Annotated in this window: 15 protein-coding genes; 8 read left to right on the top strand and 7 right to left on the bottom strand. The window is 38.8% G+C overall.

What is annotated here, in order from left to right; all coding sequences use genetic code 11:
* Window positions 1-42: 42 nt before the first annotated feature.
* Window positions 43-327 (bottom strand): YlaN family protein, encoded by a 285-nt coding sequence (locus tag NSU19_RS08520; RefSeq protein ID WP_063389660.1) that lies wholly within the window; start codon window positions 325-327, stop codon window positions 43-45.
* 279 nt (window positions 328-606) lie between these two features.
* On the opposite strand from NSU19_RS08520, the gene NSU19_RS08515 reads away from it, so the two are divergent.
* Window positions 607-1,104 carry a molybdopterin-dependent oxidoreductase gene (locus NSU19_RS08515; protein WP_066250247.1) on the top strand — a complete coding sequence of 166 codons (498 nt, stop codon included), beginning with the start codon at window positions 607-609 and terminating at the stop codon, window positions 1,102-1,104.
* A 275-nt stretch (window positions 1,105-1,379) separates the two neighbouring features.
* On the opposite strand, the gene NSU19_RS08510 is transcribed toward NSU19_RS08515, so the two are convergent.
* A complete protein-coding gene (locus tag NSU19_RS08510) occupies window positions 1,380-2,708 on the bottom strand; it encodes a PhoH family protein (RefSeq protein WP_339195400.1) in 1,329 nt (442 codons plus the stop codon).
* 271 nt (window positions 2,709-2,979) lie between these two features.
* On the opposite strand from NSU19_RS08510, the gene NSU19_RS08505 reads away from it, so the two are divergent.
* Window positions 2,980-3,579 carry a YhcN/YlaJ family sporulation lipoprotein gene (locus NSU19_RS08505; RefSeq protein WP_063389657.1) on the top strand — a complete coding sequence of 200 codons (600 nt, stop codon included), beginning with the start codon at window positions 2,980-2,982 and terminating at the stop codon, window positions 3,577-3,579.
* A 550-nt stretch (window positions 3,580-4,129) separates the two neighbouring features.
* Complete coding sequence (locus NSU19_RS08500) at window positions 4,130-4,330, top strand: YlaI family protein (protein WP_063389656.1); 201 nt, start codon at window positions 4,130-4,132, stop codon at window positions 4,328-4,330.
* An 87-nt stretch (window positions 4,331-4,417) separates the two neighbouring features.
* Here the strand turns inward: NSU19_RS08500 and NSU19_RS08495 are convergent, their stop codons facing one another.
* Together NSU19_RS08495 and typA are read right to left on the bottom strand one after the other, a co-directional pair.
* A complete protein-coding gene (locus NSU19_RS08495) occupies window positions 4,418-4,738 on the bottom strand; it encodes a YlaH-like family protein (protein ID WP_242009277.1) in 321 nt (106 codons plus the stop codon).
* Window positions 4,739-4,761: 23 nt separating this feature from the next.
* Complete coding sequence (typA, locus tag NSU19_RS08490; RefSeq protein ID WP_339199778.1) at window positions 4,762-6,600, bottom strand: translational GTPase TypA; 1,839 nt, start codon at window positions 6,598-6,600, stop codon at window positions 4,762-4,764.
* A gap of 149 nt (window positions 6,601-6,749) precedes the next feature.
* Here typA and NSU19_RS08485 point away from each other — a divergent pair, with 149 nt between their 5' ends.
* On the top strand, window positions 6,750-6,935 hold the full coding sequence (locus NSU19_RS08485; protein WP_094245651.1) for a DUF5325 family protein: 186 nt from the start codon (window positions 6,750-6,752) through the stop codon (window positions 6,933-6,935).
* A gap of 460 nt (window positions 6,936-7,395) precedes the next feature.
* Here NSU19_RS08485 and NSU19_RS08480 read toward each other — a convergent pair whose 3' ends face one another.
* Entirely contained in the window at window positions 7,396-8,190 is a 795-nt protein-coding gene (locus NSU19_RS08480) for an inositol monophosphatase family protein (protein ID WP_311067229.1), read from the bottom strand.
* A 163-nt stretch (window positions 8,191-8,353) separates the two neighbouring features.
* On the opposite strand from NSU19_RS08480, the gene NSU19_RS08475 reads away from it, so the two are divergent.
* Window positions 8,354-8,989 carry a DUF1054 domain-containing protein gene (locus tag NSU19_RS08475; RefSeq protein WP_063389651.1) on the top strand — a complete coding sequence of 212 codons (636 nt, stop codon included), beginning with the start codon at window positions 8,354-8,356 and terminating at the stop codon, window positions 8,987-8,989.
* A gap of 50 nt (window positions 8,990-9,039) precedes the next feature.
* On the opposite strand, the gene NSU19_RS08470 is transcribed toward NSU19_RS08475, so the two are convergent.
* Entirely contained in the window at window positions 9,040-10,005 is a 966-nt protein-coding gene (locus NSU19_RS08470) for a nitronate monooxygenase family protein (protein ID WP_063389650.1), read from the bottom strand.
* 197 nt (window positions 10,006-10,202) lie between these two features.
* Here NSU19_RS08470 and NSU19_RS08465 point away from each other — a divergent pair, with 197 nt between their 5' ends.
* The 3 genes from NSU19_RS08465 to NSU19_RS08455 all read left to right on the top strand — a co-directional run bounded on the left by NSU19_RS08465 (window position 10,203) and on the right by NSU19_RS08455 (window position 14,647).
* Entirely contained in the window at window positions 10,203-11,675 is a 1,473-nt protein-coding gene (locus tag NSU19_RS08465; protein ID WP_066250238.1) for an aminotransferase class I/II-fold pyridoxal phosphate-dependent enzyme, read from the top strand.
* A gap of 234 nt (window positions 11,676-11,909) precedes the next feature.
* Window positions 11,910-13,703, top strand: coding sequence for an IS1182 family transposase (locus NSU19_RS08460; protein ID WP_339199774.1), 1,794 nt, complete (start codon window positions 11,910-11,912; stop codon window positions 13,701-13,703).
* Between the two features lie 14 nt (window positions 13,704-13,717).
* Entirely contained in the window at window positions 13,718-14,647 is a 930-nt protein-coding gene (locus tag NSU19_RS08455; protein ID WP_066250235.1) for a DMT family transporter, read from the top strand.
* 738 nt (window positions 14,648-15,385) lie between these two features.
* Here the strand turns inward: NSU19_RS08455 and NSU19_RS08450 are convergent.
* Window positions 15,386-15,517, bottom strand: coding sequence for a GapA-binding peptide SR1P (locus tag NSU19_RS08450; RefSeq protein ID WP_082830423.1), 132 nt, complete (start codon window positions 15,515-15,517; stop codon window positions 15,386-15,388).
* Window positions 15,518-15,690: the final 173 nt, after the last annotated feature.

Here is a 15,690-nt window from a genome sequence, read left to right as displayed (position 1 = left end):
ATAAAAGCCCAAACCTTTTTTTTACCGGTTTGAGCAAGCTTTTTATTTTCGTACAAATGCCTCGTGCAGAGCTGACAGCTCACGCTCAAGCTCATCAAGCAGAGCTTTTCCCTCGCGTTCTTCAATCAGGCCTAGTCTGACAGCAAAGTCAATTTCCCGAGATAATCCGAACATTTGCGTATCTAAAACCTCTTCATAAAGAGGACATTGAGGCATTGTCAAATTGTCCATTTGTACTTTAATCAATTTCATGATTTTATCTGCATCCGCCTTTAAAAGCGAAAGAGCCTTTTCCCGGTGACTAAGAACCATTTCAAATGATGCCATCTGAATCCCTCCGTTCCCCATTAAGGAATCCCTATTCTATCTATTAATATTAAATGTTATAAAGGAAAATTGCAAGGAAACACGCACCCTCCTTCCCTAATAATTTTAAAGTTGTTCATATATATGTATGAACCTTCCAAAAAAATGCTAGAAGAATTTGTCTGATTGATTTGCCGCTCTGGACTCAGCCCCCTGACTGTCGCCTTTTTGAACTGAAATGGGCAACGGAATGTGACAAAATCCATAAAAGCGCTTATACTTTAACGTGGAGGGATGCTCATGAGCGATATTATTCAAATAAAAGGGAATGTAAAATTTCCAATTACTTTGGACCCAGGTGTTTGGATCTTTGATGACCGCCGCATTGATTTAAATACATATTTTGATCAAGGCCGCAAAGAGGAAAACATAGAAGAGGACTATGTGCAAAAAACAGCAAATCAATGGCAACGGGAGATTCAGGAGGGAGCTGTATTTCCGCCTACTTTAAAAACGGAACAAAAATTTGAAAAAGAAAAGGTGCTTACCGGGACTTTCGGCATGCCGCTTAAACCGTTTTTATCAAATGCTGAACCGTTAACGAACGCCAAAACAGTCGTTTTTGAAACCGAAAACGGCGAAGTCGAAATGCCGATTGAAAAAGCAGAAGAATGCATTTTGGCATTTAGCATGGAAGGAAAACCGTTAAAAGAAGACGGCCCTGTCCACATCATTTACGGAGATGGCTCGAACCGCAATGATCCAATTAAAAAGGTGAGAGCAATAATCGTAAAATAATTTTTGGGGGTGTCTAATAAGTCGTTTTTATGGCTTATTGACGCCCCCATTAATGTTTTAGAAACGTTGATATATCGGTGTTTATTACCAATGGCGATTTGACTTTCTGGAAAGTACCCTTTTTTTCCATTGCTCACAATTTGAGTAGAATCGCAAATGTTAGCGCAAAAAATCTTTTTGGATGCTGCAAAGAGCTTAAGATAAATCAGCTTCTGCAAAGCTCACACTTTTATCTCTGACCCCTGAGGCTTTTGAAACTACAGCATCTCACTTTTTCATAACAAATCTGCTGCTATTTGCGCCAATTGGGATCGTTCGCCTTTCAGTAATTTTACATGCCCGGCAATTGCTTGATCTTTAAATTTTTCCACTACATAGGTCAACCCATTGTTATATTCATCTAAATAAGGATGATCAATTTGTCCTGGATCCCCCATCAACACAATTTTGCTTTTTTCACCAACTCTTGTTAAAATTGTCTTCACTTCATGTTTCGTCAAATTTTGCGCTTCATCGATGATGATAAATTGTTCCGGGATGCTCCTGCCGCGAATATAAGTCAGCGCCTCCACCTCAATCGAATTCATACCTGCTAAAATCGCATCAAGCTCGCCAGCTTTTTTCGTATTAAATAAATATTCTAAATTATCCCATATCGGCTGCATCCAAGGCCTCAGTTTTTCTTCTTTTTCTCCCGGCAAAAAACCGATATCTTTTCCCATTGGAACAATTGGTCTGGCGACAAGAAGCTTTTTATATGATTCCATGTCTTCTGTTTGCATCAGCCCGGCCGCTAAAGCCAAAAGCGTTTTTCCTGTACCTGCTTTGCCGATCAAAGTCACGAGCTGAATATCGTGTCTCATTAATAGTTCGAATGCCATCGTTTGTTGAACATTTCTCGGCTGAATTCCCCAAACATGGTCATGCTGAAAAACAATCTTTTTCAATCTTTTCCCTGTTTTATCGACAATCCCAATGGCAGATGATTTGCCTCCTAAAGCATCCTTCAGCAAAATAAATTGATTCGGATAAAAAGGATGATTGGTTATTTCCGACAGCAGCAGCTCATTTTTCTCATAAAATCGGTTTAAGTTTTCCATACTTATGTAAAGGTCAAGAAACCCTGTATAGATATGGTCAATTTCTACTACACGATCGCTCAGAAAATCTTCAGTATGAAGTCCAATCGCATCTGCCTTCACTCTCACTAAAGCATCTTTGCTGACTAAAATTACCGATTTTCCATCTTTCTTTGATTGCTCTTCCAATGATAAATTTTTGGCTACTGCCAAAATTCGGTTATCATTTGTTTTTTCCACGAAAATCTCCTGCAGATCATGAAACGAACGATGATTTAATTCAATTCTTAAAGATCCGCCGTTTGGCAGAGGAATTTTTTCGTGCAATTTCCCTTGTTCCCTCAACTGATCAATGATTTTTGAAACTTGGCGCGCATTTCGTCCAACTTCATCCATATATCTTTTTTTGGAATCCACCTCTTCAAGAACAACGGCAGGTATTACAACTTCGTGCTCATCAAAGGAAAAAATGGAATTCGGATCCTGCAACAAAACATTCGTATCCAGCACATATATCTTGCCCAATCTTTCTTCCTCCCTCATCCGAAATTATTGGAGGCTTCCTTAGCTAAAATATATGTCTTTATGAATAAAGATAGAAGGTTTATTAAACAATAAATAAAGAAAGATGCTGCCTAAGCCGATGTCTTCTACAATCCAGTCGGGAGTAAACTCCGAAAGATTCAGGCTTCTTTATAAGTTTTGTAACTAGAACCAATGTTATTCGTCAAAGACGGAAGCACGAAATAAGTAATGGATTACTTTACACCATACTTGTAAGAAAAGGAGTGATAGCATGCGCAGCTTTTTGATGTTTATTTTGCTTGTCGGCTTTATTTTAAACGGTTGTTCCACAAACGAAAATGCACGAGAGGAAAATCGTGGTGAAAACTATTCAAGAACAATTACTGTCAAAGATTCCGTGCGGGAAAATGTTGATCGCAAATCCGGCCAGGAAATCGCCCGCCGCTTGGCAAAAATAGCCGAAAATGTTCCAGATGTAAATGATGCAACTGCAGTTGTTCTTGGAAATTATGCAGTCGTCGGAATTGATGTCGACAAAAAGCTGGATCGTTCAAAAGTTGAATCGATTAAGTATTCCGTTGCAGAATCATTAAAAAACGATCCTTACGGGGCTTATGCTGTAGTTATTGCCGATCCAGACACAAATGAACGAATCCGCCAAATTGGAGAGGAAATTCAAAACGGCCGGCCCATTGGCGGCATTCTAGATGAGCTCGCTCAAATTGTCGGAAGATTGATGCCTGATCTTCCTGGTGACGCGACAGACAATCAACAAAAGCAGCCGATGAATGAAAAAGATCAGCTTCCGAAGTCAAAAAATCAAGAGCTGAATAAAGAACAGCGTGATCAATCAAACCAAAAACAACAATAAAGACATTAAAACGCTTAAGTCCGAAGCTTAAGCGTTTTTCATTGCTTTCAACACCTTTTAGTCAAAATCCGATGATATTTTGTCATATTTAATAAAATAACAACTCATAAAACATTGTTTCACTATCGACCTGCGCGGCTGAAGATCAGTATGTCTATTCATTTTAATAGCTTGACTATCGCCGGATGATTCACGATCCCAAGTCGGAACGGAAATGCAAATGGCTCTGGTTTGGATAAAGAGTATTGACCTGTCTCACAATGTTTTTTGCAATGCTCGAAAGTGGCTCAATAGCTTATTTTTCTGTCTTTTCTTATAGAAATTGTATTGTGTGTAAGTCGTATAAAGCCGCTGCTGGCTTGATTCTTTTGCAAAGTTGCAAAAGAAATTGTGTGAGCGGAAGCAAAACGTGATATACTATGCGAGAGGCGAGTGAGTATAGAGGCGTGTTGTCTGGAAGCAATCCAAACTATCATCGAAGCCTTTTGATGCTGAGACGAACAACGTTGTACAAAGCTTAAAAATTTGATTAGAAAGTGTGAGAAGCAAGATGAAAGTCAAATGTGTTTTATGCGATAAAATCGAAACAATTGATGACGAATCATTGAAGGCAAAACAGCTGAGGAATAGACCGATTCATACATATATGTGCAATACTTGCTATAATCGAATTACGGAAAAAACAAACAAAAGACTATCAACCGGAAAGTTCCGTTTGTACCGCGAAAGAAAAAGGAATGAGCTTTTTTGAGAACAGAAAAATACTCAGAAAAAAGTTAAACAGATGAAGGTGGTGCGCGCTGGCACATACCGACATCTGTTTTGATTTTCTTTAAAGCTATGTGTTGTTTTCATTTTTTTTCGAATAGTAAAGCCGAATTTTATATATGCTTAAAATAAGAACAGCGACTACCAATCCTTCTGCAATCGGCAGAAAAATTGCCAAAAACGTCAGCACCGTACAGCCGAAAGCGAGAAATAAATAGATTATAGCAGACTTTAAAATCGGGAGCTTCTTAGCAAATCCTAGTTTATATACAATAATTGATAAAATCAGAATGGTAATATACAAATACCACATTCCGACATCATGCTGCTCATGAACACGGAAAAGACGCGCAAAAAAAGACAGCCTTTCAATTACTTGTTCTTCTGTCACTACGTCCCTCCCCCTTTCACTCATTAGCTTTGACTTGACAGTTTTTTCTTTTTCGCTGCTTTTTCCCTCTCGTTTTTATCCAAGATTTTCTTTCTTAAACGAATCGATTGAGGCGTGACTTCACAATATTCATCATCATTTAAATATTCAAGTGCTTCTTCCAACGACATGATCCGAGCTTTTTTCATTCCAACCGTTTGTTCTTTCGTCGAAGAACGGATATTTGTTTGTTGTTTTACTTTACATATATTTACAACAAGGTCATTTTCACGATTATGTTCACCGACAATCATCCCAGCGTACACGTCTGTTCCGGGTTCAACGAAAATCGTTCCGCGATCTTCGACCTGTTGAATCCCATAAGAGGTAGCTTTTCCAGTTTCCATTGAAACAAGAACCCCTTGACGCCTTCCGCCAACTTGCCCTTTTTGCATAGGCTGATACGAGTCAAACGAATGGTTTATGATGCCGTATCCTCTTGTTAAAGACATAAATTCGGTCGTGTAGCCGATTAATCCGCGCGATGGCACCATAAAAATCAAGCGGACTTGTCCATTTCCGTTATTGATCATGTCGACCATCTCCCCTTTGCGCGCGCCCAATGATTCCATGACAGGACCTGTGTATTCCTCTGGAACGTCCACCTGCACCCGTTCAACCGGTTCGCAAAGTACTCCATCGATTTCTTTTACAATTACTTCAGGCTTCGAAACTTGCAGCTCATACCCTTCCCTGCGCATGTTTTCAATTAATATGGATAAATGAAGCTCGCCTCGCCCTGATACTATCCATTTATCCGGGGAATCCGTCGGCTCCACTCTTAGCGAAACATCTGTTTGCAGTTGTTCATGCAGCCTTTCTTCGATTTTTCTCGCCGTCACATATTTTCCTTCTCTGCCTGCGAAAGGACTGTTGTTAACTAAAAACGTCATTTGCAGCGTCGGTTCATCAATCCGAAGAACAGGTAGCGCCTCTTGATGATCAACCGGACAAACCGTTTCCCCGACATTAATGTCTTCCATTCCAGAAACAGCGACAAGATCACCAGCTTTTGCCTGTTCAATTTCCAATCGTTTTAATCCTTTAAATCCAAACATTTTCGTAACACGGAAATGCTTCACACTTCCGTCAAGCTTCATTAATGCGACTTGTTGTCCGACTTTCATCTCTCCGCGAAAAATGCGGCCGATGCCGATCCGCCCAACATAGTCGTTGTAATCCAGCAGCGCCACCTGGAATTGAAGAGGTTCTGAGCTGTTATCAACAGGTGCAGGAATATGTTCGATAATCGCATCAAATAGAGCTTCCATATTTTCATCCTGTTTAGTTGGATCAGTGCTTGCCGTTCCGTTGATGGCCGAAGCATAAATAACCGGAAATTCTAATTGATCATCGTTTGCATCAAGCTCAATAAACAGCTCAAGCACTTCATCGACAACTTCTTCAGGCCGGGCAAACTCTCTGTCAATTTTGTTCACGACGACAATCGGTGTTAAGTTTTGTTCCAACGCTTTTTTCAAAACAAATCTTGTCTGCGGCATGCAGCCTTCATAGGCGTCGACAACTAGCAGCACGCCATCGACCATTTTCATAATTCGTTCTACTTCTCCGCCAAAGTCGGCATGACCAGGCGTATCTAAAATATTAATGGTCGTTCCTTTATATTCAATCGCCGTATTTTTGGCAAAGATGGTGATTCCGCGCTCGCGCTCCAAGTCATTGGAATCTAATGCGCGCTCCGCCACTTGTTCATTTTCCCTGAACGTTCCTGATTGGCGAAGCAATTGGTCAACCAATGTTGTTTTCCCATGGTCTACGTGCGCGATAATAGCAATATTGCGTAAGTCGTTTCTAACTTTCACACTGTCATCTCCTATTTGCTAAACTGAACCTAGGCTATTATACCATAAATACTGTGGAAACGTTGAACGTTTTTCGATAAACTAAAGATGGAAAGAGGCTTAAAGGCTATTAATAGTTTTCGTCTTGGATTGATGAAAGGAGGATGGGAATGGGCAACGGAAAATGGATATTTTGGGTTCTCGCTACCATTGCGGCGCTGCTTATTGTGTCGGTCGGCTTTGCAATAGGGGCTGGCAGCCTGTTGGGAGTAGTTGTTAGCATCATTGGAATTATTATTGTATTTGGACTCGGCTTTACCCAGAAAAAGAAAATGCGAGAGAAAGGATTATTATAAAGGATTTACATCTCGGCATCGGCCATTTTATACTTTCAAACGGTTTATGATACATAGATCGTCCCCTCTACTGATAGAGGGGCTTTATTACATGGCATTAGTTTCTTTCAAACCTACAAAGACCCATCTTTTGTTTCACAATATGTTCGGTTCAGCTAAAACTCATTTACAATAGCCTTTTTCAAAAGACCAGCCTGAAATGGAATGGATACAAAGAAGCTCCATTTTATGTAAATTTTTAAACAACCCGATTTTTAGCCCTATTTACAAAACGTTGATTGCTACAACATTTCATTGCTCCACACTTGTTCCATTTTTCTCGCCTGCCATCACGATGTGAAGTTTGCCGAACGATACCAATTCTTTCATATTTTTATAAGAGACTTTTTATACTGCTTTCTTCATGCTTGTTTTTTAGCAAGCTATGATGATCTATAAGCTGTCAACAGCATTTGCAGCTTTATATTTTCCCTTTAATATACTCCTCGATAATTTGTTGATGAATGGTTTGGTTAGCGGTGAAAATGCTTTGCTTTTTAAGCAAATCGACTGGTTTTCCGTCAAGCGTTGTCGTAACCCCGCCTACTTCGTCGACAAGGATTAAACCTGCCGCAAAATCCCAAGGAGCAAGTCTCATTGTAATATAGCCGTCCAGCTTGCCTGCAGCTACATAGGCAAATTCAAGAGCGGCTGAACCAAATGATCTCGTTCCTCTTAAACGTTTGACAAGCGGACTTAATATTGCTGGATCAATTCGTCTGTTTTCCACCAGCCATGATGCATTCAAGCCGATGATGGATTCTTCTATTGTTTTCTTTTGTAACGGCGGAAGCTCCGTTTTGTTTAAATAGGCGCCATTCCCCCTTATCGCATGGTACATTTCATCTCTGACGACATCATAAATCAGTCCTATTTGACCGACACCATCCGCAAAAACAGCAACCGAAATGCAGAAATTCCGCTTTTGATGTACAAAATTCATTGTGCCGTCAATCGGATCAATTATCCAAACGATACCGTCCAATGATTTCAATTCATGACCGGAACCTTCTTCTCCTAAAATGCTGTGTTCCGGAAACGTTTTGCGAATATTTTCCCAAAAGAAATGCTCTACTTCCCGGTCAATATTCGTCACTAAATCGTTTGGACCTGATTTCGCTTCAACGACCAGCTTTTGTTGAAATGATTGGCGAATTCTTTCACCAGCCTCATAAATCCATTGCTTTGCTTTTTGATCTATTTCATGCCAGTTCATCTATCTTACCCACTTTCTATTCAATCACCTTTTTTAGCATACTGTAAAGAAATGGAGAAAATCAAGTTTTTCACCTTTATCATTGCAATATTTCACCCACATTATTTTTCTTTCTCTGTCGGTTTGTGCTACAATGTGGACAAACAACACAAGGAGGATTTTTATGGATTTTGTGCCATTTGTGAAGGAAGATTTTGAAGTTTTTCAAATAGACGGTTTAGAAGCGAGAATGGATGAGCTAAAAAAACGGGTGCGCCCAAAACTTGAAGCGCTGGGACAGCATTTTGCACCTACTTTGTCTGCTTTGACGGGAGATGAAATATTTTATCATGTAGCAAAACATGCCCGCCGTACCGTTCATCCTCCCAATGACACATGGGTTGCATTTGCAAACAGTAAACGGGGTTATAAGAAGCTCCCTCATTTTCAAATCGGATTATGGAGCACACACGTCTTTGTTTGGTTTGCCATTATTTATGAATCCCCTGTGAAAGAAGAAATCGGAAAACAATTTTTACAGAATTGGCAGCAAATTCGAAAGCAAATTCCTGAAGATTATTTCTGGTCAGCCGATCATACAAAACCAGATGCGGAAAAACAAAAAAATTTATCTGACGAAGATTTTCAACGAATTTTTCAACGTCTGCAATCGGTGAAAAAAGCAGAAATGTTATGCGGCATCAACCTTCCAAAAAATGAAGTTCTCTCCATGAGCAGGGAGCAATTTTTGGAAAAGGTTGACGAGACGTTTAAAACGTTAATGCCGCTTTATCAAATCACACAAAAAAGCACTGTTTAAAAATGGTCAGGATGCGCTGCATCGCTGACCATTATTTCTTTTGAAAACAATTAAGCAATGCTGGACCATTTCCGCCTTATCTCTTTCGCCTGTTCAATGATTTCGTCAAACAGTTCCGCAACGGACGGAATATTTTTTACCAGCCCTATAGATTGACCGGCCCATGCGTATCCTTCCTCGATTTTGCCTTCATAAATATATTTTTTGTTCGCTTCTCCACTAATGAAATCTTTTAGCGACTCATAATCTCCTCTTTCTCTTTCAATTTCCAAAATTTTTTCGGTCCAATTATTTCGAAGCGCCCGACCTGGTGCCCCTAACGACCTTTTAATAATGACGGTATCAAGTTCAGTACCGTTGACAATTGCTTCTTTATATAACGGGTGTGCATGTACGCATTCCTTCGTTGCAATAAAACGAGTTCCCATTTCAATCCCTTCAGCTCCAAGAGCCAATGCTGCCATTAGTCCCCTCCCGTCCGCAATGCCTCCAGAAGCAATCACCGGAATGGAGACAGCTTCCACTACTTGTGGAATTAATACGAAATTGCCGATATCGTCTTTTCCTAAATGACCGCCGCCTTCCTGTCCGACGACCATCACTGCATCTGCTCCAAGCTCTTCCGCTTTCTCCGCTTGTCTTCTTGCCGCAACGAGAACTAGTTTTTTTACATCGACACCTTTTAATTGGTCAAAAAGCGGAGCCGGGTTCCCGCCAGTGATGGAAATGACCGGCACTTTTTCTTCAATCGCCACATCAAGCATATCGGAAAATGGACGGCCATGCTGACCGATGGCGAAGTTCACTCCAAACGGCTTATCCGTTTTTTGTTTCACCTTCCGTATTTCCTCTCGAAGCGCAGCTGGATTCGGAAGAGACATAGCCGTGATTTGACCGAGCCCTCCTGCATTGCTTACTGCACTTGCTAATTCTGAATACGCTAAATAAGCAAGTCCCCCTTGAATGATCGGATATTTAATCCCTAGCAATTCGGTAATTTTTGTTGAAAATACCATGTTTACCCCTCCCCATTTCGTATTATTCTTTTTCCACGCATTAAATTCCTTCTTTATAAAAACGTAGCTCAAACAAAGAGAAGCACAAAGATATTAAAAACCCTATTTAATGCCTTTTGCAGGTTTTAAAGGAAAGTGCTATAATTTCATTTGTTTTTAATTTTGGGGAACCTTTAAAAAGTAGGTGAAAAGGAAAATTGTCACAGCATGATACACCATTGTTTACAGGTCTTTTAGAACATATTCAAAAAAATCCAATTCAATTTCACATTCCCGGCCATAAAAAAGGAGCCGGAATGGAGCCAAAATTCCGAGAATTTATCGGACATAATGCTCTGGCGATGGACTTAATTAATATCGGTCCTTTGGATGATCTTCATTCGCCAAAAGGAATTATTAAAGAAGCACAAAAATTGGCTGCTGAAGCTTTCGGTGCCGATCACACCTTTTTCTCGGTACAAGGTACGAGCGGAGCCATTATGACAATGGTCCTGTCGGTTTGCGGACCTGGAGATAAAATTATTGTTCCAAGAAATGTTCATAAATCGGTCATGTCAGCAATCATTTTTTCAGGGGCTTCCCCCGTTTTTATACATCCTGAAGTGGATAAAAACCTCGGCATTTCTCACGGAATAACGACAGAATCAGTTGAAAAAGCTCTTCAGCAATATCCTGATGCAAAAGGGCTTTTAGTCATTAATCCAACGTATTTCGGAATCTCAGCTGATTTAAAACAAATCGTAAATATTGCTCATTCATATAATGTCCCTGTTCTTGTAGATGAAGCGCACGGCGTCCACATTCATTTTCATGACAAGCTGCCATTATCCGCCATGCAGGCAGGGGCAGATATGGCGGCAACTAGCGTTCATAAGCTGGGAGGATCGATGACGCAAAGCTCTATTTTAAATGTTCGGGAAGGTCTTGTGTCTCCTGACCGTGTTCAATCGATTTTAAGCATGCTGACTACGACATCGACATCCTATTTGCTTCTTGCATCACTGGATGCAGCTCGAAAGCAGCTGGCAACGAAGGGCTATGAATTATTAGAGCAAACGATTCAATTGGCGAATCAGACAAGATACGAAATTAACAAAATTGATCATCTATATTGTGTAGGAGAAGAAATTTTGGGAACGAATGCAACGTATGATTATGATCCGACAAAATTAATTATTTCTGTGAAGGAACTAGGCATAACGGGATATGATGCAGAGCTGTGGTTAAGAGAACATTACAACATTGAAGTGGAGCTTTCCGATCTGTACAATCTGCTCTGTCTGATCACGCCCGGTGATACAGAATATGAAACATCACTTTTAATAAAAGCGCTTCGTGCTTTGTCAAAAGAATTTTCCCATCAGGCAAACAAGCAAGCGGAAGTCTCTGTCCTTCTGCCCGATATTCCTGTTTTGGCGCTGACACCTAGAGATGCTTTTTATGCAGAGACGGAAATGGTGCCTTTTGAACAATCTGTCGGACGCATTATTGCAGAATTTGTCATGGTGTACCCACCGGGCATACCGATTTTCATACCAGGAGAAATCATCACTAAAGAAAATTTACATTACATCCGAAAAAATTTAGATGCCGGCCTGCCTGTTCAAGGTACAGAAGATCCAACTCTTTCCTACATTCGCGTTATTAAAGAGCATAAACCGATTAAATGAGAAATCGCTGAAGAAGCTTTATAAATCCATACATTCGAGGACAAGTCGAAAAACTGATGAAACCAAATTTTGCTGAAGATCGATCATAAAATAATTTTGCTGGGGGCTGTCCGAAAAGTCGATTGAATCGACCTTGGGCTCAGCCCTTTTTTCTGTTTTTAGGGTACAAAAAAATCGTCCTTTTTTATAGAATGAAATTGACCAAAAAACATTCTACAGAAAGGACGATTTCTTATGAATAATCAAATGACTATTCAAGAAAATTATAACACGCAATTAGAAATGACTCTAGAGGGTATTCAAAAAATAGAGGTTCAAAAGAATAAGAAACGCAAAAAACTAGTTTTCCAACCTTATTGCAATCGTCAAGTCATGAGCATTTTAGATATCGAAATGTATATTCCTGAAAATCATGTCGCCCGTTTAGTGGATGAAATGGTGGAATCGATTCCGGATGAAGTGTTGTATACTCATTATGTTGGTGGGGGTCGTGCACCCTATCACCCTAAAATGTTATTGAAAGTGATTTTATATGCGTACACTCAAAATGTTTATTCAAGTCGGAAAATAGCGCAAATGGTGAAAGAAAATCTTCCGATGATGTGGTTGGCGGGATTGCAAACCCCTGACCATCGCACAATAAATGATTTTCGTAGTGTTCGTATGTCAAACATGATGGATTCTGTATTTGAACAATTTGTCCTTCAACTAGTAGAACAAGGACTTATCGACCTCGACCATATTTTTGTGGATGGTACGAAAATAGAAGCGAATGCCAACAAATATACGTTTGTATGGCGAAAATCCGTAGAAAAATATGATCAGAAACTACGAGCCAAAATTCAATCGTTTCTACAAGAAGCGCACCAAATCGCCTTGGAGGAATTAAAAGAAGAACAATTAGAAGAAGAATTAGAAAAATCATCGGCACAACTTTCTGAGAGAATAGAAGCTTTGGAAAAAGATTATAAACAGGAAGAAGACAAAGAAAGAAAAAAAGAACTTCGCTCTAAAAAATCCCAACTCACCAAACAACTGAAAACGATTCAAACGGATTATCTTCCACGATTACGAAAATACAAAGTACAAAAACAGATTCTAGGTGAACGAAATAGCTACTCGAAAACCGACCATGAGGCCACTTTTATGCGAATGAAAGAGGACCATATGAAAAACGGCCAACTCAAGGCGGGTTATAATGTTCAACTCGCCACACAACATCAATTTATCGTGGGATTTGAAATTTATCAAAATCCAGGAGATACTCGCTGTTTCCAACCATTTATGGAAAAGTTATTGGAATCGATGCCGAAGGAAAAGAAACTCAAGTATGTCATTGCCGATGCAGGATATGCGAGTGAAGAAAACTATTTATATGCGATTGGCGAAGAAAAAGAACCTCGTTTTGAATTATTAGCCCCATACCAAACCTATTTGAAGGAACAAAGTAAAAAGTTTAAAAAGGATTTATCAAAAGTACAAAACTGGAAATACATCGAAGAAGACGATTGCTTTATCTGTCCGAACAATCGGAAAGTCGTATTCAAGTATTATCAAAAAAGAAAAAATGCATCTGGATACATACAAGATTTGAAAGTGTACGAGTGTGAAGATTGTACGGATTGCCCGTTGAAGAATGGGTGTACGAAAGCCAAAGGAAATCGTCGAGTATATTGGAACACGATTTATGAAGAAATGAAAGCGAAAGCCAAAGCAGCTCTTGGTGACGAACAAAAGGCAGCTCTTTATGCGAAGCGTAAAGTGGATGTCGAAAGTGTGTTCGGTAACATCAAGGGCAATTTGCGTTTCACTCGATTTCTGTTACGGGGGCTTCATAAAGTCCGAACAGAATTCGGGATTGTGGCAATGGCCCACAACATACTGAAATGGGCCGCAAATTCCCAAACCAATTTCAAAAATAAGGAAACAGAGCGAATGGAAAAACTCATTGTTTTCTCCATTCGCTCTGTTTTTATGGACTTTTTAGACAAGCCCTATTTAATTTATAATAATATTCAATTCTTTTAAAAGGAGCGACAACAATGAAAGAATATCAATTTCCCGTTCCGCCTATTTTTATTTTACTAATTGGTGTTATTTCTATTTCATTTTCTTCTATTTTTGTTAAATGGTCTGATGCACCTGCATCTATATTAGGAATGTATAGACTGCTTTTTACAGTGATCGTTATGCTGCCGTTTCTCCCTTGGAAGAAAATCAAAACAGGAGCTATTAACATTCAATGGAAGGATTGGATTCAACTATTTTTATCTGGAATCTTCCTAGGTTTTCATTTCTTATTTTGGATGGATTCCCTTAGATATACAACAGTAGCAAGTTCAATGATTATAACTACATTAGAGCCTGTATTTGTTATGATCGGAGCTTATTTTATTTTTAAAGAGAGAACAAACCTTATTGGGATTGTGAGTATTATTATAGCTGTTAGCGGTTCAATCATTATTGCATGGGGAGATATTAATCTTTCTACAAAAGCATTATTTGGAGATTTCCTTTCATTAGCAGGAACGTTAGCAGTAGCCATTCATATGCTTTTTGGACAAGTATTATGCAAAAAAATTCCAACATCAATATATAGTTTTTGTGTGTTCTTTATAGGTGGATTTGTATTATTGATTTACAATCTTAGTTACGAGATCCCGCTGATTCATTATTCAGTTCATGATTGGGGCATATTTGTACTTCTAGCACTAGTCCCCAATATTTTTGGTCACGCATTATTTAATTGGCTTTTAAAATATTTGGATGCTACGACGATTTCAATGAGTATTTTAGGTGAACCAATAGGGGCAATTATATTAGCATACTTATTTTTAGGAGAAGCTACATCTATTTCCCAAATGATTGGCGGAGCGCTATCTTTAATTGGAGTCAGTATGTTTTTGAAAAATAAAGGACTTTCAAATAAGGAATTGACTACGAATGCTTCTGTAAAAAGTGCTAATACATAACTAAAATATGGACGACGGCCTTCCTGCTTCGTAGGGAAGGTCTTTCATTAAAAAAACAGTTAATAGATGTAATGAAATATTTTTTGATAAACAAACGGTAAAACGGAAGCAATAATTAAACCTGTAACAATTGAAGATATGGTGAAGATGATGAACTTCCGAAGCGATATTTCTTTCCTCTTAAAAGCGATGATGAATACCCTTATCATAGAAAAGACAGTAATAAATATAATAATTGCCGAAAAGACGCTTGCTGCCATTACCTCCATTGTAAAGCTCCTTTCACAAAAGTCCTTTAGCTACATTTTACCGCCTAATGAATGGAATAGACACCACTTTTTATACTTTTATTGAAAAGACATCGATAACAAACTTCGCTATATCGAATTGCTGCCAGTTCCAATATTGGCTGCGAAATTTGTCGTAACTCCAATAAATTTTTCATCCAACCTTTTATGCACAAGTGACATTTGGTATATGTTTCATCAATCTTTACAAACCGCATCGCTGTCGTTTTAACACTTAAAAACCGCAATGACCGTACTTACTGAAAAAGACAAAGGTGAATTGATAAAAAATGAATTCAAACGATGTTTTTCTGTCTTAGCTCTCTCAATCACAATCCTGCAAGCATCCATTTCATTAAGATCACCAGCATTTGCTTTACATAAAAAAAAAGCTGCCTTAAAGACAGCCCATTTATCTTAAACCCCTTTGTTACACGTGTTATTCAATATGTTATTGATGATTGCTTTTTTTACGATTCTTTTCTGTACAGCAATTGTTGCATTTACCATACAATACCGTAACTTTTTCATCATCAAAGAAATGAATTGTTGAATTGCAGTCTTGACAGACAATTGTTCCCATCCTGTATTCCCCTTTTCCATATAGCGTCATAAAGAATAAAGTGGAGACAAAATGACCTGATAGTTATATATTAATATGTCACATTATATTCGTCAAGCAGAAAATTGTATAACACATTTATTTTTTTATGCATTAAAAAATATGTAAATTGATTTTATCCGTTACAATTAAAG

Origin of the sequence: Aeribacillus sp. FSL k6-2211, from assembly GCF_037966125.1 — a bacterium.
GTDB classification, from domain to species: domain Bacteria; phylum Bacillota; class Bacilli; order Bacillales; family Aeribacillaceae; genus Aeribacillus; species Aeribacillus composti.
This window is presented reverse-complemented; position numbering and strand designations above follow the sequence as displayed.

Coding starts and splice junctions, on each gene's coding strand:
- NSU19_RS08455 (WP_066250235.1), top strand. CDS start 13,718: ATGAAAGAATATCAATTTCCCGTTCCGCCTATTTTTATTTTACTAATT.
- NSU19_RS08485 (WP_094245651.1), top strand. CDS start 6,750: ATGGGCAACGGAAAATGGATATTTTGGGTTCTCGCTACCATTGCGGCG.
- NSU19_RS08460 (WP_339199774.1), top strand. CDS start 11,910: ATGAATAATCAAATGACTATTCAAGAAAATTATAACACGCAATTAGAA.
- NSU19_RS08470 (WP_063389650.1), bottom strand. CDS start 10,005: ATGGTATTTTCAACAAAAATTACCGAATTGCTAGGGATTAAATATCCG.
- NSU19_RS08450 (WP_082830423.1), bottom strand. CDS start 15,517: ATGGGAACAATTGTCTGTCAAGACTGCAATTCAACAATTCATTTCTTT.
- NSU19_RS08520 (WP_063389660.1), bottom strand. CDS start 327: ATGGCATCATTTGAAATGGTTCTTAGTCACCGGGAAAAGGCTCTTTCG.
- NSU19_RS08480 (WP_311067229.1), bottom strand. CDS start 8,190: ATGAACTGGCATGAAATAGATCAAAAAGCAAAGCAATGGATTTATGAG.
- NSU19_RS08475 (WP_063389651.1), top strand. CDS start 8,354: ATGGATTTTGTGCCATTTGTGAAGGAAGATTTTGAAGTTTTTCAAATA.
- NSU19_RS08505 (WP_063389657.1), top strand. CDS start 2,980: ATGCGCAGCTTTTTGATGTTTATTTTGCTTGTCGGCTTTATTTTAAAC.
- NSU19_RS08500 (WP_063389656.1), top strand. CDS start 4,130: ATGAAAGTCAAATGTGTTTTATGCGATAAAATCGAAACAATTGATGAC.
- NSU19_RS08515 (WP_066250247.1), top strand. CDS start 607: ATGAGCGATATTATTCAAATAAAAGGGAATGTAAAATTTCCAATTACT.